22 protein-coding genes are annotated in these 19,717 nt (G+C 75.2%); 19 read left to right on the top strand and 3 right to left on the bottom strand.

The window, feature by feature from the left end:
- Positions 1-1,308 (bottom strand): phenylacetate--CoA ligase PaaK, encoded by a 1,308-nt coding sequence (gene paaK, locus ACFYON_RS09290; RefSeq protein WP_355047353.1) that lies wholly within the window; start codon positions 1,306-1,308, stop codon positions 1-3.
- A 207-nt stretch (positions 1,309-1,515) separates the two neighbouring features.
- Here paaK and ACFYON_RS09285 point away from each other — a divergent pair, with 207 nt between their 5' ends.
- Positions 1,516-1,998, top strand: a complete 483-nt coding sequence (locus tag ACFYON_RS09285; RefSeq protein ID WP_387188538.1) for a CrcB family protein — start codon at positions 1,516-1,518, stop codon at positions 1,996-1,998.
- A complete protein-coding gene (locus tag ACFYON_RS09280) occupies positions 1,995-2,357 on the top strand; it encodes a fluoride efflux transporter FluC (protein WP_387188540.1) in 363 nt (120 codons plus the stop codon). The genes ACFYON_RS09285 and ACFYON_RS09280 overlap by 4 nt, the downstream gene beginning before the upstream one ends.
- A gap of 24 nt (positions 2,358-2,381) precedes the next feature.
- Here ACFYON_RS09280 and ACFYON_RS09275 read toward each other — a convergent pair whose 3' ends face one another.
- Positions 2,382-2,714, bottom strand: coding sequence for a hypothetical protein (locus ACFYON_RS09275; protein ID WP_354863737.1), 333 nt, complete (start codon positions 2,712-2,714; stop codon positions 2,382-2,384).
- 88 nt (positions 2,715-2,802) lie between these two features.
- Positions 2,803-4,077 (bottom strand): MFS transporter, encoded by a 1,275-nt coding sequence (locus tag ACFYON_RS09270; protein WP_355047354.1) that lies wholly within the window; start codon positions 4,075-4,077, stop codon positions 2,803-2,805.
- Positions 4,078-4,194: 117 nt separating this feature from the next.
- Between ACFYON_RS09270 and ACFYON_RS09265 the strand changes: the two genes are divergently transcribed.
- The 17 genes from ACFYON_RS09265 (at position 4,195) to ACFYON_RS09185 (ending at position 19,711) form a co-directional block, all read left to right on the top strand.
- Positions 4,195-5,184 (top strand): LacI family DNA-binding transcriptional regulator, encoded by a 990-nt coding sequence (locus ACFYON_RS09265; protein WP_355047355.1) that lies wholly within the window; start codon positions 4,195-4,197, stop codon positions 5,182-5,184.
- A 208-nt stretch (positions 5,185-5,392) separates the two neighbouring features.
- Complete coding sequence (locus ACFYON_RS09260) at positions 5,393-5,866, top strand: nitroreductase/quinone reductase family protein (RefSeq protein ID WP_354863743.1); 474 nt, start codon at positions 5,393-5,395, stop codon at positions 5,864-5,866.
- 186 nt (positions 5,867-6,052) lie between these two features.
- The gene (locus ACFYON_RS09255; protein ID WP_354863745.1) at positions 6,053-6,880 is read left to right on the top strand and encodes an LppM family (lipo)protein; all 828 of its coding nucleotides are present in this window, start codon (positions 6,053-6,055) and stop codon (positions 6,878-6,880) included.
- Positions 6,881-7,024: 144 nt separating this feature from the next.
- Entirely contained in the window at positions 7,025-7,369 is a 345-nt protein-coding gene (locus ACFYON_RS09250; protein WP_355047356.1) for a hypothetical protein, read from the top strand.
- Positions 7,370-7,382: 13 nt separating this feature from the next.
- The gene (locus tag ACFYON_RS09245) at positions 7,383-7,991 is read left to right on the top strand and encodes a glycine zipper family protein (protein ID WP_354863751.1); all 609 of its coding nucleotides are present in this window, start codon (positions 7,383-7,385) and stop codon (positions 7,989-7,991) included.
- Complete coding sequence (locus ACFYON_RS09240) at positions 7,988-8,668, top strand: carboxypeptidase-like regulatory domain-containing protein (RefSeq protein WP_354863753.1); 681 nt, start codon at positions 7,988-7,990, stop codon at positions 8,666-8,668. Before ACFYON_RS09245 ends, ACFYON_RS09240 begins: the two co-directional genes overlap by 4 nt.
- A 16-nt stretch (positions 8,669-8,684) precedes the next feature.
- Complete coding sequence (locus ACFYON_RS09235; RefSeq protein WP_354863755.1) at positions 8,685-9,941, top strand: phage tail sheath subtilisin-like domain-containing protein; 1,257 nt, start codon at positions 8,685-8,687, stop codon at positions 9,939-9,941.
- 1 nt (position 9,942) lies between these two features.
- A complete protein-coding gene (locus ACFYON_RS09230; protein ID WP_260028717.1) occupies positions 9,943-10,425 on the top strand; it encodes a phage tail protein in 483 nt (160 codons plus the stop codon).
- 1,015 nt (positions 10,426-11,440) lie between these two features.
- Entirely contained in the window at positions 11,441-11,929 is a 489-nt protein-coding gene (locus ACFYON_RS09225; RefSeq protein ID WP_354863757.1) for a hypothetical protein, read from the top strand.
- Positions 11,929-12,687 carry a hypothetical protein gene (locus tag ACFYON_RS09220; RefSeq protein WP_354863759.1) on the top strand — a complete coding sequence of 253 codons (759 nt, stop codon included), beginning with the start codon at positions 11,929-11,931 and terminating at the stop codon, positions 12,685-12,687. Before ACFYON_RS09225 ends, ACFYON_RS09220 begins: the two co-directional genes overlap by 1 nt.
- A complete protein-coding gene (locus ACFYON_RS09215; RefSeq protein WP_354863761.1) occupies positions 12,684-14,255 on the top strand; it encodes a phage baseplate assembly protein V in 1,572 nt (523 codons plus the stop codon). The genes ACFYON_RS09220 and ACFYON_RS09215 overlap by 4 nt, the downstream gene beginning before the upstream one ends.
- Positions 14,255-14,593 (top strand): hypothetical protein, encoded by a 339-nt coding sequence (locus tag ACFYON_RS09210; RefSeq protein ID WP_354863763.1) that lies wholly within the window; start codon positions 14,255-14,257, stop codon positions 14,591-14,593. Before ACFYON_RS09215 ends, ACFYON_RS09210 begins: the two co-directional genes overlap by 1 nt.
- Positions 14,590-15,030, top strand: coding sequence for a GPW/gp25 family protein (locus ACFYON_RS09205; protein WP_354863765.1), 441 nt, complete (start codon positions 14,590-14,592; stop codon positions 15,028-15,030). The genes ACFYON_RS09210 and ACFYON_RS09205 overlap by 4 nt, the downstream gene beginning before the upstream one ends.
- Positions 15,027-17,648 (top strand): putative baseplate assembly protein, encoded by a 2,622-nt coding sequence (locus ACFYON_RS09200; RefSeq protein WP_354863767.1) that lies wholly within the window; start codon positions 15,027-15,029, stop codon positions 17,646-17,648. Before ACFYON_RS09205 ends, ACFYON_RS09200 begins: the two co-directional genes overlap by 4 nt.
- Positions 17,629-18,321 (top strand): phage tail protein, encoded by a 693-nt coding sequence (locus tag ACFYON_RS09195; protein ID WP_354863769.1) that lies wholly within the window; start codon positions 17,629-17,631, stop codon positions 18,319-18,321. Before ACFYON_RS09200 ends, ACFYON_RS09195 begins: the two co-directional genes overlap by 20 nt.
- Positions 18,318-19,238: a hypothetical protein gene (locus ACFYON_RS09190; protein ID WP_354863771.1), complete on the top strand. Its 921-nt coding sequence runs from the start codon at positions 18,318-18,320 to the stop codon at positions 19,236-19,238. The genes ACFYON_RS09195 and ACFYON_RS09190 overlap by 4 nt, the downstream gene beginning before the upstream one ends.
- Positions 19,235-19,711: a hypothetical protein gene (locus ACFYON_RS09185; RefSeq protein ID WP_354863773.1), complete on the top strand. Its 477-nt coding sequence runs from the start codon at positions 19,235-19,237 to the stop codon at positions 19,709-19,711. The genes ACFYON_RS09190 and ACFYON_RS09185 overlap by 4 nt, the downstream gene beginning before the upstream one ends.
- The last annotated feature ends 6 nt before the right edge of the window (positions 19,712-19,717 follow it).

Below are 19,717 nucleotides of genomic sequence, written 5' to 3'. Positions count from 1 at the left end.
TCAGGCCTCCCGCCGCTGGTCGACGATGCGGCGCATCTTGCCCATCGAGCGTTCCACCCCGTCCGGTTCGATCACCCGTACCGCCACCGACACCCCGATCGTGTTCTTGACCTGCTCGACCAGCATGGCGCCGGCCCGCTCGGCCTCGGCGGCGGCGGCGCCCGCGCGCCGCTCCACGTGGACGGTGAGCGTGTCGAGCCGCCCTCGCCGGTCGAGCACGCACTGGAAGTGCGGCGACAGCGCCGGGGTACGCAGGATCAGCTCCTCGATCTGGGTCGGGAAGACGTTCACCCCCCGGACGATCATCATGTCGTCGGTCCGCCCGGTGATCTTCTCGATCCGCCGCATCGGGCGGGCGGTGCCGGGCAGCAGGTGGGTCAGGTCGCGGGTGCGGTAGCGGACCACCGGCATCGCCTCCCTGGTCAGCGAGGTCAGCACCAGCTCACCCCGCTCCCCGGCGGGCAGCACCCGGCCGCTGACCGGGTCGATGATCTCCGGGTAGAAGTGGTCCTCCCACAGGTGCGGGCCGTCCTTGGTCTCCACGCACTCGACCGCCACGCCCGGGCCCATCACCTCGGACAGGCCGTAGATGTCCAGCGCGTGCACGTCCAGGCGGGACTCCAACTCCCGGCGCATGTCCTCGGTCCACGGCTCGGCGCCGAAGATCCCCACCCGCAGGGAGGTGGCGCGCGGGTCGACGCCCTGGCGTTCCATCTCGTCCACGATGGCGAGCATGTAGCTCGGGGTCACCATGATGACCTCCGGCTGGAGGTCGCGGATCAGCGTGACCTGACGCTCGGTCATGCCGCCGGACACCGGGACGACGGTGCAGCCCAGCTCCTCGGCGCCGTAGTGCGCGCCGAGCCCGCCGGTGAACAGCCCGTAGCCGTACGCGACGTGCACCCGGTCGCCGCGGCGGCCCCCGGCGGCGCGGATCGAGCGGGCCATCAGCTTCGCCCAGGTGTCCAGGTCGGCGCGGGTGTAGCCGACCACAGTGGGGCGCCCGGTGGTGCCGGAGGAGGCGTGCAGCCGGGCGATCCGCTCGCGCGGGACCGCGAACATGCCGTACGGGTAGTTCTCCCGCAGCTCCGCCTTCGCGGTGAACGGGAAGCGGGCCAGGCCGGCCAGGTCGCGCAGCTCGTCCGGGTGCGCGCCGAGGGCGTCGAACGCGCGCCGGTAGTGCGGCACGTTGTCGTACGCGTGGCGCAGCGAGTGCCGCAGCCGGTCCAGTTGCAACGCGCGCAGCTCGTCGACGCCGATCCGCTCGACGGGATCCAGCTCCTCCGGACGAGGGGTGCTTTCCTGCACGGTGACCTCCTGGCACAGGGTCGCCCGACACCGCCGCCCCGGGCGCTGCGCCCACCGTACGCCCGCCGCTCCCGCCCCGCCCTCTCCCCCGCGATCGTGCACCTGCCGCCCCTCGGCTGTCCCCTTCGCGCACTGTGTCGGGGCGGAAACCGCAAGATCGCGGAGAGCCCGGGCGGGAGGACGGGGGGGTTATGCTCGCGGGCGGCGGTGGGAGGTGGCGTGTCGGATCCCCGCGTCGACCCGGACGTCGACCTGCGCGTACCGGCGGACCGCGCGGAACTGTCCGCGCACCCGGCGGTGGTCCTCGGCGTGATCGCCGCCGGTGGCGTGCTCGGCGCGCTGGCCCGGGCCGGCGCCCAGGCCGCCGTGCCGCACTCGCCCGGCGGCTTCCCGTGGGCCACGTTCGCCGTCAACGTCACCGGCTGCCTGCTCATCGGCGTGCTGATGGCGGTGCTCGCCGCCCGCCCGGCCCATCCGCTGACCCGGCCGTTCCTCGGCGTCGGTGCGCTCGGCGGGTTCACCACGTTCTCCGCGTACGCGGTCGACGCGCAGCGCCTGCTGACCGACGGCGCGGCCGGTACGGCGGGCGCCTACCTGGCCGTGACGGTGCTCGGCGCGCTGGCGGCGGTCGCGACCGGGGACACGGTGACCGCCCGGCTGCTGGCCACGCGGACCGGTGCGCGCCGATGACCGTCCTGCTGATCGCGGTCGGCGCGGCGATCGGCGCCCCGCTGCGCTATCTCACCGACCGGGCGGTGCAGGCCCGGCACGGCTCGCCGTTCCCGTGGGGCACGCTGACCGTGAACGTGGCCGGGTCGCTGCTGCTCGGCGGCCTGCTCGCGGCGCCCGTCGACCCGGGCGTGACAGCGCTCGTCGGCACCGGCTTCTGCGGGGCGCTGACCACCTGGTCCACGCTCAGCTACGAGACGCTGCGCCTGGCCCGCACGGGGAAGCGCCGTCTCGCGTACGCGAATGTGGCGCTCAGTGTGGCCGCCGGGCTCGGTGCGGCGTTCCTCGGCTACGCGGTGGTCACCGCGCTGACCGGCTGACCGCCCGGCGAGCCGGTCGGACCGTCAGCGGGCCCGGCGTTCCGGGTGCGCCCGGTTCCACGCCCGCATCCGCTCCGGATAGCCGGTACGGGCCGCCTCGTACAGCGGCAGCGCGTGCTTCTGGGCGATCTTGGCGGCGACCCGGGGGGAGCCGGTACGGCGGCGGATCCACTCGCCGTCGTGCGCGATGGCGACCACTGTCGTGTCGGTGGCTGTGGTCTCCGGTTCCAGGTAGAACTCGACCCCGCTGCGGCTGGTGACGAACGCCTCCAACTGCGCGAGGTCCTCCTTGTTCGCCTCGCGGTCGAGTTTCGTGGGCGTCGTCGGGTCGGCGGCCCGGCGGCTGAACCAGCCCATGCCCGCCTCCTCTCCTCGGCGTTCGCTCCAGTGCAGCACGCCCGCCTGGCAGGCGGCTGGGAGCGCGGTGGGAGTCGGCTGGGCCGGCTCAGCCCGCCTTCACGCCCGGCGTGCCGACTCCCGGCGTGCCGGCCGCCGCGTCCGGCGCGGCGGGACGCTCCCGCAGCACCGGCACCAGCGCGAGCGTGGGCAGCAGGAGCAGCGGCACCACGCCGAGCGCGGACAGCACGCCGAAGTGGTCGCCGAGGAAGCCGAGCAGCGGCGGGCCGGCCAGGAAGGCGGTGTAGCCGATCACCGCGACCACGCTCACCCGGGCCGGGGCCTTGTCCTCGTCGTCGGCGACGGCGCTCATCCCGACCGGGAAGCCGAGCGACGCGCCGAGGCCCCACAGCGCCACGCCGACCACGGCGAGGGGGCCGTTCCCGGCCAGCACGGCGAGCGCCGCGCCGGCGGACGCCATCGCGATGGTGGTGAACAGCACCGGCACCCGTCCCCACCTGTCGATGGCGACGGTGCCGACGGTGCGGCCGAGCGTCATGCCCACCACGAACACGCCGAACACCGCGGCGCCGACCGCCTCGTCGACCCCGTAGCCGTCGACGAAGGCCACCGCGAGCCAGTCGTTGGCGCTGCCCTCGGTGAACGCCATGACCAGCACGAGCAGCCCGATCAGCAGGGTGCGGGGCTCGCGCCAGGCGGCCAGCAGCGCCTGCCGCCGGGCCGCGGGCTCCCCGGCCCCGGCCGCCTCGGCCGTGGCCGCGAGGAAGGCCCGGGCGCCGAGCAGCGTGCCACCCAGGATCAGCACGGACAGGACCGGCAGGTGCACCCCGACGGGTACGCCGAAGTGCGCGGCGCCGGCGCCGAGCCCGGCCCCGGCCACCGAGCCGAGGCTCCACGCGGCGTGGAACCGGGGCAGGATGGTGTAGCCGAGGCGCTTCTCCACGGCGGCGCCCTCGACGTTCATGGCCACGTCGCACAGGCCGGAGCCGAAACCGAACGCGGCGAGCCCGAACCCGACGCCGACGACCGATCCGGCCAGGCTGGCGGCGAGACCGGCCCCGGTCAGGCCGAGCGCGACGAGCACCACCGAGACGGCCACCGTGCGCGCCGGCCCGAGTCGCTGGGTGACCAGGCCGGCGGTCGGCATGGCCAGCAGCGAGCCCGCCGACGCGCAGAGCAGCAGCAGGCCGAGCCGGCCCGGGTTGAGGTCGAGCGCGTCCTGGGCCGCCGGGACCCGGGAGAACCAGCTCGCCACCGCCAGCCCGTTGAGGGCGAAGACGACGGCGACGCCGTTGCGGGCGGTGAGCACCGCCCGGGGCGCCGGTGGCCGCTTCCCGGCCGGTGCGTCGATGGTGCTGCTCACGGTGCGGTGGTCCCTTCCCCCGTCTGGTCCCGACGACGATCGCACACCTGAGAGCGCTTCCACCACAAGCGCCGTTATGGCTTAGCCCATCCGCGCCGGAGCAGGCATGATGCGGACATGGCTACCTCGACCGCACGCCCCGCCACGCTCGAAGACGTGGCCCGCGACGCCGGGGTGTCCCGCGCCACCGCCTCCCGGGTGCTCGGTGGCTACGGGTTCGCCTCGGCGGACGCCCGCGCCCGGGTGCTGGCCGCCGCCGAGCGCCTCGGCTACGTGCCGGACCTCGCGGCCCGGGCGCTGGTGCGCGGCGTCGGGGTACGCCTCGTGGTGGCGGTGGTCGGCCGCGACGACACGGTCCTGGACGACCCGTACGTGCACCGGGTGGTGAGCGCGGCGTCACGGGTGTGCGCGCCGCACGGTATCGGCGTGGCGCTGGAGTGGCTGCCGCTGGCCGACCCGTCCGGGCTGGCCCGGCTCGGCGCGGACCGGGGGGTCTGCGGGGTGATCCTGGTCAACACCGTCCAGGCGGCGCTGGACGCGGTACCGCCGAGGCTTCGCGGCCGGATCGTCTCGATCGGTCAGGGCTCGGCGACGGTGCCCTCGTTCGACGTGGACAACGCCGGTGGCGCGGGCGAGGTGCTGCGTCACCTGTACGCCACCGGCCGGCGTCGCATCGTCATGGTCACCGGGCCGCGCTGGCTGAGCTGCGCGGAGCGCTCGGTCACCATGTACCGGGAGCTGATGCGGGAGTCCGGGTCGCCGGAGCGGCTGGTCACCGGCGACTTCACCGCGGCACGGGGCGGCCGGGCCGCGCTGGAGGCGCTGCGCCGCTGGCCGGACGCCGACGCGGTGTACGCGGCCAGCGACGCCACCGCCTTCGGCGTGATCGCCGCGCTGCGCGGGCGCGGTGTGCGGGTGCCGCACGACGTGGCGGTGGCCGGGTTCGACGACCTGCCGTACGCGGCGGTCAGCAGCCCGCCGCTGACCACCGCGACCCACCCGGTCGACCGGATCGCCGCCGCCGCGGCCACGGCCGTGCTGACGCGTGAGCCGGTCGCCCCGAGCACCGCGTTCCCGTCGACGCTCGTCACCCGCGACAGCGCCTGAGCAGCGGTCGGTGCCCGGCCAGCCGGGTGGCGATCATCCAGGCGACCGTCGCCGCCAGCGTGTCCTGGAGCACCGGCCGGTGGCCGGACACGCGGTGGTTCACGCCGCGGTGGACGCGTACGGGCCGGTCGGCCCTGGCCGACGCCGCGCGCCCGCCCGTCAATGGATACGGGAGCCCGAATGGATACGGGGAGAAGGAGGGGTTCCGGTGGGCGGAGTCATGACGTGGATGTACCGGGGCCGCCGGCCGAACCGGCTGGCCCGGATGATGAACGCGCTGTCGGCATGGCAGTACGGCGCCGGCCTCGCGCCGCGGCACTGGGTGACCCTGGAGGTGCCGGGACGCCGCACCGGCCGGACCATATCGGTGCCGATAGTGGTCGCCGATCACGACGGCGAGCGGTACGTCGTGTCGATGCTGGGCGAGCGGGCCAACTGGGTGGCGAACGTGCGCGCCGCGGACGGGCGGGCGGTGCTGCGCCGTCGCCGCCGCGAGTCGGTCCGGCTGGTCGACGTGCCGGTGGCGCAGCGGCCGCCGATCCTGCGCCGACACCTCGCGCTCGCTCCCGGCGCGCGCCCGCACGCGCCGGTGGACCGGCACGCCCCGCTCGCCGACTTCACCCGGGTCGCCGCCGGCATCCCGGTCTTCCGGATCGTTCGGGAGGAGCCCTCGGCGCGGTGACCATCCGACCGCCGCCCGGGCCGTCACCGGGAACCCCGGCGGATCGGCGCCTCGACAATCCTTCAGAATATCGATCGCTCGCGTTTTCGAGGTCGTCCGAATGGGAGAGGTGGCCGGTAAGATCGGCGACAGAACCGCGACCGATCACGGACTGCCCGACGGTCGGCGTCAGCTCACACTGAGCGCATGAATACGAGACTCCGCCGCAGCCGGGCATTCCGCCTCGCGGCGTGTCTCGCCCTCGTGGCGACATTGAGCGGTTACACGCAGCTCAACCTCGGGCTGACCGTGAACGACGACGACACGGTGTCCGGCCAGCTGCTGCTCACCGCGCCGAAGTCGGTGCTCCAGCAGCGCAACCCGGACCTCGCGCTGGCCTTCGCGGAATTGCGACCGAAATTTCCCTCACTTCCGCCCGGAGCGGAGACCCCGTACGAGAGCGACACCTCGTACGGCATTCAGATCACGTACCGGAAAACGCCACTGGCGCAGTTCACGGGCGAAGACGTGAATTTCACGCGGGATGGCGATCTGTATCGTTTCTCGCTGCCCCTGGACCCGAAGAAGTACGGCGGGAAGATCGGACGACAGGATCCGCGTCTACGACCGGCGTTCACGACCTTGATGGCGTTCGAGATCTCGGTGACGTTCCCCGGCCGGGTGCTCGACACCAACGGCACCGTCACCGGGCGTTCGGTCACCTGGAAGGTGGCCGCCAACCAGCCCAAGCCGGCCGAGTTGCGCGCCGTCGCCCAGGCGTCGCCACCCTCCGCCACCAGCCCGGCCACCGTGGTGACCGGCGACGGTTCCCTCCCCTGGCTGCCGCTAGCCGTCGCGGTGGCCGTCCTGGTGCTGGTCGCCGCCGTGGTGCTCGTGCTGCTGCGGCGACGGCGGCGCACCCGCGGCGTCCCCGATCCGGCGGCCGCCCCCACCGCGACGGCAGCCACCGGCCCGGCCCCGGCGGGCACCGGCACCCCACCCGCACCCGCACCACCCGCCGGTCCGCCGGCCTGAGCCCGGCCGGACCCCCCGACCACCGACGGCGCCCGCGCCGGCGGAAAACGAGCACACCGGGCGGAACCTGGGTCCAGCACCCGGATGCCGCCGCACCATCCCACCCCGACCGCACCACCGCACCACGGAAAGAGGGGGATCGCCGTGAACGATCTCTTCACCTGGGCCGCCCTGGGCAGCCTCACCGGCGCCAGCGCCGCCACCCTGCTCGCCAGCAACGTCATCGGCGGGCTGATCGGCCCGAGCGGCGACAAGGCGCGCAAGTGGATCGCGCTGGGCTTCGCACTCCTGCTGTCCTACCTGACCGCCGCGTTCGCCACCGACGCCGGCCCGGAAAAGTGGATCATCGCGTTCTTCAACGGTCTGGTGATCTTCTCGGCCGCGCTCGGCGTCAACCAGCTCCCCCCTGGCAACCGGCAGGCGACGCAGGCGTCGCCGACCCAGCTCGCCCAGGGCCGCGAGCCCCGCTACGTCCGCTCCTGGGTCTGAGAGAGGTGACCCCATGATCTTCGGCATCCTCAGCGCCGCCGTCCAGGTCGTCTTCGGCGCCCTGCTCGGGCAACTCGCCGCCGGCACCGTCGGCCTGCTGGTCGGCGCGGTCGTCGGACTGCTCGTCGGCGCACCGTTCGGCTGGGCGTCCGCCTCCACCGGCACGTACGGCGCCGGTCCGAAGGGGATCTTCCTCTTCGTGGTCGACCACACCTGGAGCCTGCTCAACACGTTCGCCGGGGCGCTCTACCTGGCGCTGCACCTGGTCTTCGGCCACCAGCTCGACCGGATCGTCTCGGCCGGCAGCGGCCGGGTCAACGTCGTCGAGGGCGTCTCCCCCCGGTACGCCACCACCATCGGCACGGTGTGCGCCGGGTCCAGCCCCGGCATCCAGCGGCACGAGGACGTGCACGTCTTCCAGGCCCGGCTCCTCGGCCCGTTCTACCTGCCGCTGGTGGCGCTCAACTACGTGCTGTTCACCGTCGTCCCGGTGTGGCTGCTCTGGCACGACCACACGAACGCCCCGATCAACCGGTTCACCCGCTACTTCGAGATCGGCGTCTACCCGCACGTGTGGAACGAGGCCATCGCGTACCGCATCCAGGGGACGCCACCGCGATGACCGGCGCGATCGAGGCGGCTGTCGCGGACGTCGCGGAGTGGCTGGCCGGGGCGGCGGGTCAACCCGTACCCGTCGGTCCGCCACGCGACGACCCCGGCGGCGGCCTCACCCTCTGGCCGCTGGAGCTGCGGCCGGCCCGGCAGACCGCGACCGGCGGCGCGACCCGCGAGCCGTACCGGTTCGTGGTCCGCCTGCTGGTCTCCGGCGGCGGGCCGGCGGCGCTGGCCGCGCTGGACCGGGTTCTCGCCGCCGCCACCACGGCGGGCACGCCGGAGCTCGTGCTGGCCGCCGGCGATCCGGCGCTGTGGCGGGCGCTCGGCGTCGCGCCCCGGCCCGCGCTGCTGCTGGACGCGCCGGCCCGGGTGGAGCGGCCGGTCCCGGTCGCACCGCCGGTACGGCAGCCGCTGCGGCTGCGGCAGCTCGGCATGCGCACGCTGCACGGGCGGGTGGTCGGGCCAGGGGACCAGCCGCTCGCCGCCGTCCGGGTGGAGCTGGTGGGCGCCGCCCAGGCCACCGAGACCGACGTCGCCGGCCGGTTCCGGCTGGCCGGCGTGCCGCAGGACCCCGACGCGCCGGACGCCCCGGTGCGGCTCCGGCTCACCGGCGCGGGACGCGTCCACACCGCCGAGCTCGACCCGGCCGGCGACGGCCTGATCGTCGTCCGCGCCCCCGACTGACGTCCGAGGAGGACCGATGCCCACCTACTTCTCCCCCGGCATCTACGTCGAGGAGGTGCCCAGCGGGGCCCGCCCGATCGGACCGGTCGGCATGAGCACCGCCGCGTTCGTCGGGGTCGCGCCCGACCCCGGCGCCCACGTCGGCGAGGCGCTGGCGGTCAACAGCTGGACCGAGTTCCTGCGGCTGTACGCCGACGGCGAGCATCTGGGGAGCACCCCGCTGGCCCGCGCCGTGTTCGGCTTCCTGGACAACGGCGGCACCCGCTGCTGGGTGGTGAACGTCGGCGAGGGCGGGCAGCTTACCGGCACCGGCGGGCGGCGCGGCGGCCTGCAACTGCTGGAGGCCATCGACGAGATCTCCATCCTGGCCGCGCCCGGCTACCACGACCCGGTCTCGCACGAGGCCCTGATCAGCATGGCCGAGCGGCTGCGCACCATGGTGGCGATCTGCGACCCGCCGCCGGAGGTCACCGACGTCTCCCGGCTCACCCGCGTCGCCACGCCCGGCAAGCCGGCCAAGCCCGCGTCGTCCGGGTCGGCCTCGTCGGCCGACAAACCCGCCGAGGGTACGCCGGGCGACGCCGACGACGAACCGCCCGGCACCGGCGGCGACCGTCCCCGGCAGTCGGATTACGCCACTTACTACTTCCCGTGGATCCGCGTCCGCGACCCGCTCAGCGGCGAACTGGTGCTCACCCCGCCGAGCGGGCACGTCGCCGGCATCTGGGCCCGCACCGACGCGCTACGCGGCGTGCACAAGGCGCCCGCGAACGAGCCGGTACGCGGCGCCGTCGACCTCGCGTACCGGGTCACCCGGCCGGAGCACGACGTGCTCAACCCCAAGGGCGTCAACGTGATCCGCTTCTTCGCCGGAGAGGGCATCCGGCTCTGGGGCGCCCGCACGCTCGCCGCCGAGGCGAGCGAGTGGCGCTACCTGAACGTGCGGCGGCTGTCCATCTCCATCGAGCGGGCCATCGCCGACGGCACCCGGTGGATGGTGTTCGAGCCGAACGACTTCACGCTGTGGCGCTCGATCCGCCGCGACATCGGGGCGTTCCTGACCCGGGTGTGGCGTGACGGCGCGCTGCTCGGCCGTACGCCCGAGGAGGCGTTCTTCGTCAAGTGCGACGAGGAGACCAACCCGGCCGACGTCCGCGACGCCGGCATGGTGGTGGCCCACATCGGCATCGCGGTGGTCAAGCCCGCGGAGTTCGTGGTGTTCAAGCTGAGCCAGTGGGCCGGCGGCACCGAGACCGAGACGATCGGAGGCTGACATGCCCACCACTGCCACGCCGCAGCCGGGCGCACCGGTCGACCCGTACCGGGCGTACCACTTCAAGCTGCTCATCAACGGCATCACCAACGGGCACTTCACCGAGGTCAGCGGCTTCGAGGTGGCGATACCGGCGCTGTCGTACCGGGAGGCGGGCAACGAGCGGATCCGGGCCGTGCCCGGCCAGGTCGAGTACGCCCCGGTCACCCTCCACTTCGGCCTGACCAGCTCGCGCGAGCTGTGGGACTGGGTGAACGCGGCGGCGAAGGGCACTGTCAACCGGCGCAACGTGTCGGTGGTGCTGCTGGACCCGGCCGGCACCGCCGAGGTGCTGCGCTGGAACATGATCAACGCGTGGCCGACCCGGTGGCGGGGCGCGCACCTGAACACCCTGTCGCAGGAGATCGCCATCGAGGCGCTGACGCTGGCGTACGAGGGCCTGGAACTGGAGGCCGGCGGTGCCGCCGCCCCGGCGTCCGCGTGACCGGCTGGCCCGTGCCCTGCGGGCTGCCGCCGATCGCCTGTCCGCACCGGACTCACCAGGCTTGCCGGGCTTGCCGGGCTCGCCGGGCTCGCCGAACTCGCCGCACTGGCCGGGGAACGGGCCGCGCTCGCCGGAGGACGCGCCTCGCCCGCCCGGCCAACCGCCCGAGCACTGGCTGCGGTTGGTGGCGGCACACGCGCCCGGCCTGCTGCGCGGCCTTCCCCCACTCCCCACCGATCAGCCGCCCGCCGCCCCGGATCGACGTCGGGGCGGCCTGTGGCGGTCCTGGAAGGCTCGGTTGCTCACCCGACGTGCCGCCTCCCGCCCCAACTCCCCAGGTCGCCCGTCCGCCGACCACGATCTTTCGCAGCTCCTGGAAGGCGGGACGGGGATCTCGGAAGGTGGGAGTGCCGGGGCGGCGGGAGATGGCGCACGTGGGGCGGCAGTGTCTCGGACCGGGGCGGGGTACGCGGGGATCGGCCCGGGGAGGGAGACGGGTGGGACGCCGACCTCCACGCCGACTGTGGACGGCCGCTCGGGCACGGCCGCGCGGCCGGGTGACGCGCAGGCGCTCGCGGGCACTCCCGCGTGCCGGTGCGGGACGTCAAGCGGTCCGGCCGGCGAACCGGATCCGGCGATAACGGCGAGCGTCGCGAGGACAGCGGGGCCACGGAGCACCCCCGGCAGCACCGGCAGCACCGGCAGCGCCCTGCCGCACGGCACCACGGGCACCGTCGTTGCCGCGGAGGGCACAAGCACCAGCGGCAGCCGGGGCCGCACCTGGGCCACAGCATCCACGGTGCCGGGCCCCGTCGGCGTCAGCAGCACCGATGCCTTCGACGCCATCAGGTCCACAGGCACCGGCACGGCAGGGCCCGCAGGCCCGACCGACAGTCGTGGCAGGACCGGACCGCAGGGCCGCCTGACATCCCCCGGACCACAGGGCGGCGTGACGTCCACCGGATCGGGCCGGCCGTCACCGCCCGAGCGGGGGCCCGAATCCGGCGAGGACCGGGTGGGCGTACTCCGGGATCTGGCGCCTCCCGGCCGTGAACGGCACCTGGCCGTGGCCACCGGGGTGGACCGGCGGCTCAGCCCGGGAGACGTGCTCCCGCTCGTCTTCGCGGCCGCGTCACCGGCCACGCGGCCGGCACCGGCCACACGCGCCGGCGGCCACGGAACCGGTCAGGACCGGACCGGCGGCCACTACCCGGGGCGGGCGGCCGGCTCGCCGTACCCGAACGGGCACGACCCGGCGCGCGACGGCGAGTTCCGGGCGCGACTGTGGCAGCGACCCGGGCGGGCCAGCCCGTGGCCGGCCCTGCCGGACGACACCGGCCCGGCCCGGACGACGGACCCGGTGGCGGCCGGCGCGGGCCAGAACGACCGCGGAACACATGCGGACCCGTGGCCGGCGCTCCCGGCCGAACCGGCATGGCTTCCCGAGCGGGCCACGCCGTGGCGTGACACGGCGCGGCTGGACCGGGAACAGGCGGGTGACTGATGGAGCGCGTCGCCTTCCTCGTGGACGAGTCCGGCACCCGGGTCGACTGCCTGCTCAACCCCGAGACCGTGCGGGTGACCCGGCTGGCCGGGGTACGCCCGCGCGGCGGGCCCGACGGGGCGCTCACCGGCGCCGGGCTGGCCGACGACCCGCTGGTCTTCACCGGCGGCGGGCGTACCGAACTGGTGCTGGACCTGCTCTTCGACGTGGACTTCGTGGAGTCCCCGGCCCGGCCCGAAGACGTGCGCGCGCTGACCCGGCCGCTGTGGTTGCTGGCCGAGAACTCCACTGTCGAACACGGCTGGCTGCGCCCGCCGCTGGTCCGCCTGGTCTGGGGCAAGACCTGGAACGTCCCGGGCGTGATCACCGCGATCGCGGAACGCTTCGACGCGTTCACGCTCACCGGTACGCCCCGGCGGTCGTGGCTGCGGCTGAAGCTGGTCCGGGTCGCGGAGGGCGCGGAGGCGGCGCGCGCCGGGTTCGAGGAGGAACTGGCCGCGGCGAGCACACCCGCTGTCGCGCCCGGGTCGGCGGTGGTCGCCGCCGCCGACGGGGCGGCCGAGCCGGGCTGGTCCGGGGTGCGTTTCGACCTGCTCGCCCACGACGCGCTGGGTTCGCCGCTGCGCTGGCGGCTGCTCGCCGAGCACAACCGGATCACCGACCCGCTCACGGTGCCGGCCGGCACCGCACTCGCGGTACCCCCGGCCGGCGCCGTCATCGTCCCGCCCGACGCCGCCACGACGGGAGGCACACCGTGAGCCGGGCCGCCCTCGTGACCATCGACGGCCGGCCGCTGGCCGACCCGTCCCGGCTGCGCGGCATCCGCGTCGCCGCGCGGCTGGACCGGCCGGCGCAGTGCGAGCTGACGCTCACCGCCGCCCCCGGCGCGGGCCCGTTCGACCCGCCGGTACGCCCCGGCGCCACCGTCGGCGTGCGCCTCGACGGGCAGGCGGAGGCGCTGTTCACCGGCGAGGTCACAGCGGTCGAGCGGGAGTACGCCGGTGACGGCGCCGCGCTGGCCCGGATCCGGGCGTACGACCCGCTGCACCGGCTGCGCAAGCGGCAGGAGCTGCGCGTGTTCGAGTCGGTGACCGCCACCGAGCTGGCCGCCGAGCTGTGCGCCGGGCTCGGGTTGAGCGTGGCGGCCGAGGACGACGGGCCGCGCCTGGACCGGCTGCTCCAGCACCGGCACACCGACCTTGACCTGCTGTGCGAGGTGGCCGGCCGGGCCGGGCTGCACCTGAGCGTGGACGGCGACCGGGTACGGCTGTTCACGCTGGACGGGTACGGGGAGCCGCTGTCGCTGACGCTCGGCGAGACCGTGCACGCGCTGCGGGTCACCGAGAACCTGGACCGGGCGGGCGCGGAGTGCGCCGTACTGGGCTGGCATCCGCAACGCGCCGAGCCGCTGGGCCAGCGGGCCGACGAGGCGCGCAGCGGCCGGCGTATCCCGCTGCGCCCGGACCCCTGCGACGTCGGCGCGGACGGCGTCCGCACGGCCGTCGACCAGCCCGGCCGCAGCGACGACGAGCTGGCCGCGCTGGCCCAGGCCGGACTGGACGCCCGGGTGGCGGCGCTGGTCACCGCCGAGGGCACGGCCGAGGGCGACCCGGCGTTGCGGCCCGGGCGGCGGATCACCCTCGCCGGTGTGCCGGAGCCGGTCGCCGGGGTGTACGTGCTCACCGAAGTGGTGCACACGGTGGACGCGGACGGGCACCTGAGCCGGTTCTCCACCGTGCCACCCGGCCCGCCACCGACGGCCGCGCCACCGGCGGCGACCGTCACGCTCGGCACCGTCACCGACGTCGACGACCCGGACGGGCTGGGCCGGGCCCGGGTGGCGCTCCCCGCGTACGGCGACCTCGACGCCGGCTGGCTCGCGGTGCTCTGCCCGGGCGCGGGCCGGGGCAAGGGGATCGTCGCGCTTCCCGACCCGGACGACACCGTGCTGGTGGCGCTGCCCGGCGGCGAGCCGGCCTCGGGCGTGGTGCTCGGTTCGCTGTTCGGCGCGGTCGAGCCGTACGACACCGGGATCGTGTCCGGGCGCTCGCGCCGCTGGTCGATGCGGACCGGCACCGGGCAGTCGATCGTGATCGACGACGACGGGCGGACGCTGCGGCTGGCCACCGACGCGGGCAGCTTCGTCGAGCTGCGCCCCGAGCTGACCACCGTGCACGCGGCCGGTGACCTGGTGCTCTCCGCGCCCGGCCGGGCCGTCGTGGTGCGCGGCCGGACCGTGGACTTCCTGCACGCCCCGGCGGCCGAGGACGCCGAGACCGCTGCCGCGCAGGCCCGTACCCTCGCCCGTTCCGCCGGAGGTGGCTGATGCGCTGGATCCACCGCGACTCGCTGATCACCTGCGGGCACGACGGGCGGGTGCGCAACCACCCGTCCCAGGACTGGGTCACCGTCCGGGGTGTGCCGGTGCTGGTGCGGCCCGACCCGGAGGGGCGCGACATCACCGCCTGCCCCAACTACGGCCCGACGGTCAAGCCGTGCCTGCACACGCTGACCGTCACTGTGGGTTACAGCACGTGGGTGCGGGTGGACCGGCAGCCGGTGGTGCTGTCGCACCTGGACGGGCTCACCGACGGCACCCCGCCGGGCACCGTGCACCACCAGGTCCGCGACGTGCGGCAGGGATTCCTGGGGGCGGACGCGTGAGGGCGTTCCGCTTCGTCGGCGCCGGCTTCGACGCCGGCCGCGCCGGTGGTCTCGCGCTCACCGCCGCCGGCGGGCTCGCCATGACCGACGGCGACGAGACGGTACGCCAGGCGCTGTACCTGCTGCTGTCCACCACGCCCGGGGAACGGCTGATGCGTCCCGGGTACGGGTCGCGGCTGCACCGGCTGATCTTCGCGCCGAACGACGACACCACCGCCGGGCTGGCGATCCACTACGTGCGGCAGGCGATCCGGCGCTGGGAACCCCGGGTGGAGGTGCTGGACGTGGACGCCGGTCCCGACCCGGACGACCCGTGGCGGCTGGTGATCCGGCTGGACTACCGGATCCGGGCCAGCCTCTCCCCCGGCCACCTGGTGTTCTCCGTCGACCTGCTGCCCGCCGACGAGGAGACCGCAGACGAGGAGGGCACGCCATGACGCTGCCGGTGCCGCACCTGGACGACCGCGCCTTCCTCGACCTGGTCACCGAGGCGCGGGAACGCATCGCCCGGTCCTGCCCGGACTGGACCGACCTGTCCGCGCACGATCCGGGCATGGCGCTGCTGGAGGCGTTCGCCTACCTGACCGAGGTGATGATCTACCGGCTGAACCAGTTGCCGGAGAAGGCGTACGTCGCGTTCCTGAACCTGCTCGGCGTCACCCGGCACCCACCTGCGGCGGCCTGGGCGGACGTGCGCCTGACCCGCACCGGCCCGGACCACGGCCCGGTGCGGGTGCCGGCCGGCACCCGCGTCGCCGCGGCCCGCGGCGCCGACAGCCGGCCGGTCGTCTTCGTGACCACCGAACCGGCGGTGCTACCCGCCGGGGAGACCACCACGACGGTACGGGTGCACCACTGCGAGCCGGTCGAGGCGGAGCTGCTGGGCACCGGCACCGGGCAGCCCGGTCAGGTGTTCCGGGCCGCCCACGCGCCGCTGACGCGGACCACCGAGGCGCTCGACCTGCTGCTCGGGGTGGAGGTGCCGGCCGGTTCGGTCGAGTTGGGCGCGGCGGCCCGCGAGCACGAGGGGCGCACGTACGAGATCTGGCGGCCGGTGGACAGCTTCGCCGGCGTCGGCGCGCAGGCGAAGGTCTACCTGGTGGACCGGGCCTCCGGGGTGGTCACGTTCGCCCCGGCGCTGGACCTGCGCCCGGACGAGGGCGCCCCGGCCGTCGAGGGGTCGGCCGGGGTGACCACGGTGGCGGCGGCGCCGCCGGCCGGGCGGCAGGTGCGGCTGTGGTACCGCTGCGGCGGCGGGCCGGCCGGCAACGTGGCGGCGGGCGTGCTGACCAGCCTGCGCGACCCGCTGCCCGGGGTGACCGTGGACAACCCGGAGCCCGCCACCGGCGGCCGGGAACTGGAGTCGCTGGAGTCGGTGCTGGCGCGCGGGCCGTACGAGTTCTTCGCCCAGCAACGCGCGGTGACCGCCCGGGACTTCGAGATCCTGGCCACCGGCTCCGGGGCGGTGGCGCGGGCGCGGGCGTTCACCCGGGCCGCCGTCTACAGCTTCGCCCGGCCCGGCGAGGTCGAGGTGGTGCTGGTGCCGTACGTGCCGGAGGCGGCCCGTCCCGGCGGGCGGCTGCCGGTGGCGGTGCTGCGTGAGCACGCGGTGGAGGAGGCCCGGCGGCGGGTCGAGGCGGACCTGGAACGCCGCCGCGCCCTCGGTACGGCGGTTCGGGCGGGCTGGGCCCGCTACAAGGCGGTGTCCATCCAGGCCCGGGTGGTGGTCCGTCGCGAGGAGGACGTGGACGCCGTGCGCCGTCGCATCCACGACCGGCTGCACCAGACGCTCAGCCCGCTGCCCACGCCGCTGAACCCGGCCGGGTGGGCGTTCGGGGAGCCGCTGCGCGCCTCGAACGTGTACCGGATGCTGGAGCACGCCGAGCCGGGCGTGCGCTACGTCGAGTCGGTGCGGTTCGTGGTCGACGAGGCGCCCGACGCGCAGGTGCGGACCGTGGCGGTGGACCAGTACCAGGCCGACACCTGGTACGCGGGCGGCGGGCCGGTGCTGTTCCGCTCCACGAACGCCGGTGCGGGCTGGGAGCCGGCCGGCCGGTTCGACGGCGAGACCGTGGTCCGGGTGGTTCCCGCGCCCGCCCCGGTACGCCCCGGCGTCGTCCCCCGGGCCGGTTCGGTGGCGGTGGTGACCACCCGCGACGCCGGCGGCTCCCGGGTCCGGCTGAGCACCGACCTGGGCGAGACGTGGACGCTGCTGACCGACCTCGACTCCGGCGTCCGCGACCTGGCCTGGATCGACCGGGACGGCACCGGCGCGTTGCTGCTGGCCACCGACACCGGGCTGTACGAGGTGCCGCTGCTACCGGGCGCGGTGCCGTTGCAGATCCTCGTCGACCCGGCCGACGCGGATCGGGGCTTCTACGCGGTGCGCTCGTTCGTCTCGGAACGCGGCGCACCCGGCGTGGCGGTGGCCGCGCAGGCCGGATTCGGGGTGTACCTGTCCACCGCTGCGGGACGGCCCGGCACGTTCGCCCACGTCGGCCTCGCCAACGTGGACAACCGGGTCCTCGCCGTGCAGTACGACGGCCCGGCCACGTTGCTGTGGTGCGGCGCGGGCGAGCCGGACCCGAAGAAGCCCGGCCAGGGCTGCCACCGCACCCGGCTGTTCGAGTCCGACGTGAAGTGGCAGTCGATGGCGTCCGGCTGGATCGGCGGCACCTGCCGGGATCTGGCGTTCAGCGGCCCGCTCGCGCTCGCCGCGACGCAGAGCGGCGGCGTGGTCCGGCTGGACACGCTCGCCGGGCAGCCGCAGTGGTCGCCGGTGATGGTCAACTGCGGCCTGCCGCTGCGGGACCGGACCCGGTTCGTCCCGGTCGACGCCATCGCCGCCACCGCGCCCACCGGCACGTCCGGCACTGGCCGGCTCGTGCTGGCCGGCGGCGAGCGCGGCGTGTTCCGCAGCGGCGACGGCGCGGACTGGACGGCGAGCGCCAACCAGGCCACCGCCGATGTGGTCACCGTCCCCGGCACCTGGCTGCTCTGCTCCGGCGAGCACGACATCGAGGTGGTGCGGCAGGATGCGCCGAGCGGCGATTGAGCGGCTGCTGCCCGCCGCGTACCAGCGGGCCGCCGGGCCGGGCAGCGTGCTGGGCGCGCTGCTGGACGTGATGGAGGCGCTGCACGCGCCGGACGAGGCGGTGCTCGCCGACGTCGACGCGCTGTTCGCGCCCTACCGGACGCCGGACGGGTTCGTCGCGTACCTGACCCGCTGGGTGGCGATGGACCACGTGGTCGCCGCGCCCCGCGCCGACGCTCCGCTGCCGTTGCCGGTGGGCCGGCTGCGGGACCTGGTCGCGCACGGCGCGCTGCTGGCCCGCTGGCGCGGCACCCCGTACGGCATGCGGACCGCGCTGGAGCTGGCCACCGGCGTGACCGGGTTCGTGCTGGACGAGCCGCCCGAGCGGCCGTTCCACCTGGTGGTGCGGGTGCCACCGGCCGCCGCCGACCGGCTCGCGCTGGTCACCCGCATCGTCGAGGCGGAGAAACCGGCGGCGGTCACCGTCGAGGTCGTCGCCACCCCGGCCGACACGCGCCTCGACCCGGCGCCGGACGGAACCGGCCCGGCGGCCGCAGGACCGCCCGAACCCGTCCCGCCCGACCCCACGCCGGACGCCGCCGAGCCCGCCGCCGGGGTGGCGACGGTGCGCGCGGTCGGCCGGGCACACGTCCCCGCACCCCTGCCCCACGAGTCACCCGAGGAGCCGTCATGACCACCGAATGGACAGTCGTCGCCGCCGCCGAACAGTTCACACTGGACGCCCGCAACGCCGGTGAGCTGACGTTCACCGTGTCGAACCCGGGCACCGCGCCGGACACCGTCGTCTTCGACGTCGCGCCCGGGGAGGGCAGCCAGCGGGCCTGGTTCACGGTGGCCGAGCCGCAGCGGGTGGTGCCCGGGCAGGGCTCGGTGTCGTTCCTGGTCCGGCTCACCGTGCCGCCGGGCACGCCGCCCCGGCGCTACGACATGACCGGGTTCGCGTACTCGGCGAACACCGCACCGGAGGAGAGTTCCCGATCCAGCGGCCGGGTCACGTACGACGTGCGGGCCGTCGTACCCCCGAAGCGCGCGCCGTGGCCGTGGATCGCGGCCGCCGCGGCGCTGGTGCTGGTCGTGGCCGGGGTGGTGGCCTGGTTGGTGACCCGCGGACCGGACACCCCGGTGCCCCCGCAGGCCGGTGCGGTCGCGGTGGAGGCGGAGACGCTCGTCTCCGGCGCGGCGGTGCAGTCCACCGGCGCCGTGAAGGCGGAGGTGGTGGCGCAGGAGAACTGCTGCGACGTGGAGTGGTCCGGCGGCGCGCAGCTGTTCTTCCTGGGCCGGGCGGTCGGTGACCGGGTGACGGTGCGGGTGGACGTGCCGTCCGACGGCACGTGGCGGTTCTCCACGGTGCGCACCATTTCGTTCGACTACGCGAACACGATCTGGCTGATCGACGGCCGGCAGGTCGGCGACACGTTCTTCGGGTTCAGCCCGACCGTGGTCCGCACCGGCGAGGTGGACGTGGGCACCGTGGCGCTGACCCGCGGGCCGCACACGCTGATGCTGGTGGCGGTGAGCAAGACGCAGGGCACCGACAGGTACTTCGCCGGGGTGGACGAGATCCGCTTCACGCCCGTCGTCCGGCCATGAGCACCAAGCAGAAGGTGCTGCTGGTGGCGGTGGCCGTGCTGCTGGTGGCGCTGTACGTGGTGGCGGTGGCCGGGCGCCGCGACGACCCGGGTGACCCGGCGGGCGGGCCGGGGGCGCTGGCCCGGCTGGGACGCGGGACCGGGACGGTGGACCCGGCGACGGTGGCGGTGACGTGCCTGCCGCCGGCCGCCGATCCGGCCACCACCGCCGACGGGGTGACGCTCGCCTTCGGCACGGCGTGCCGGCTGCGGGTGGCCGACCCGGGAGCGCTGCGCACGCTGGTGCTGCGCGGTACGACACCGTTCGAGGTGACCGCCCCCGCACCCGGCGACGCGGACGTCACAGTCACCGACGAGGTCGCCCCCGACGCGGACGGCCCGGCGGTGGCGAAGGTGGCCGTGGACCGGGAGACCGAGGTGCTCCTGCGGTGTCCGGGAGGTGGCGGATGTTCGGTCACGCTGGCCCGGTCCTGACCGGGA

Source organism: Micromonospora sp. NPDC005686, from assembly GCF_042871665.1.
Lineage (GTDB): Bacteria > Actinomycetota > Actinomycetes > Mycobacteriales > Micromonosporaceae > Micromonospora.
The sequence above is the reverse complement of the archived record's forward strand: the minus strand, read 5'-3'. Positions and strand labels throughout refer to the sequence as shown.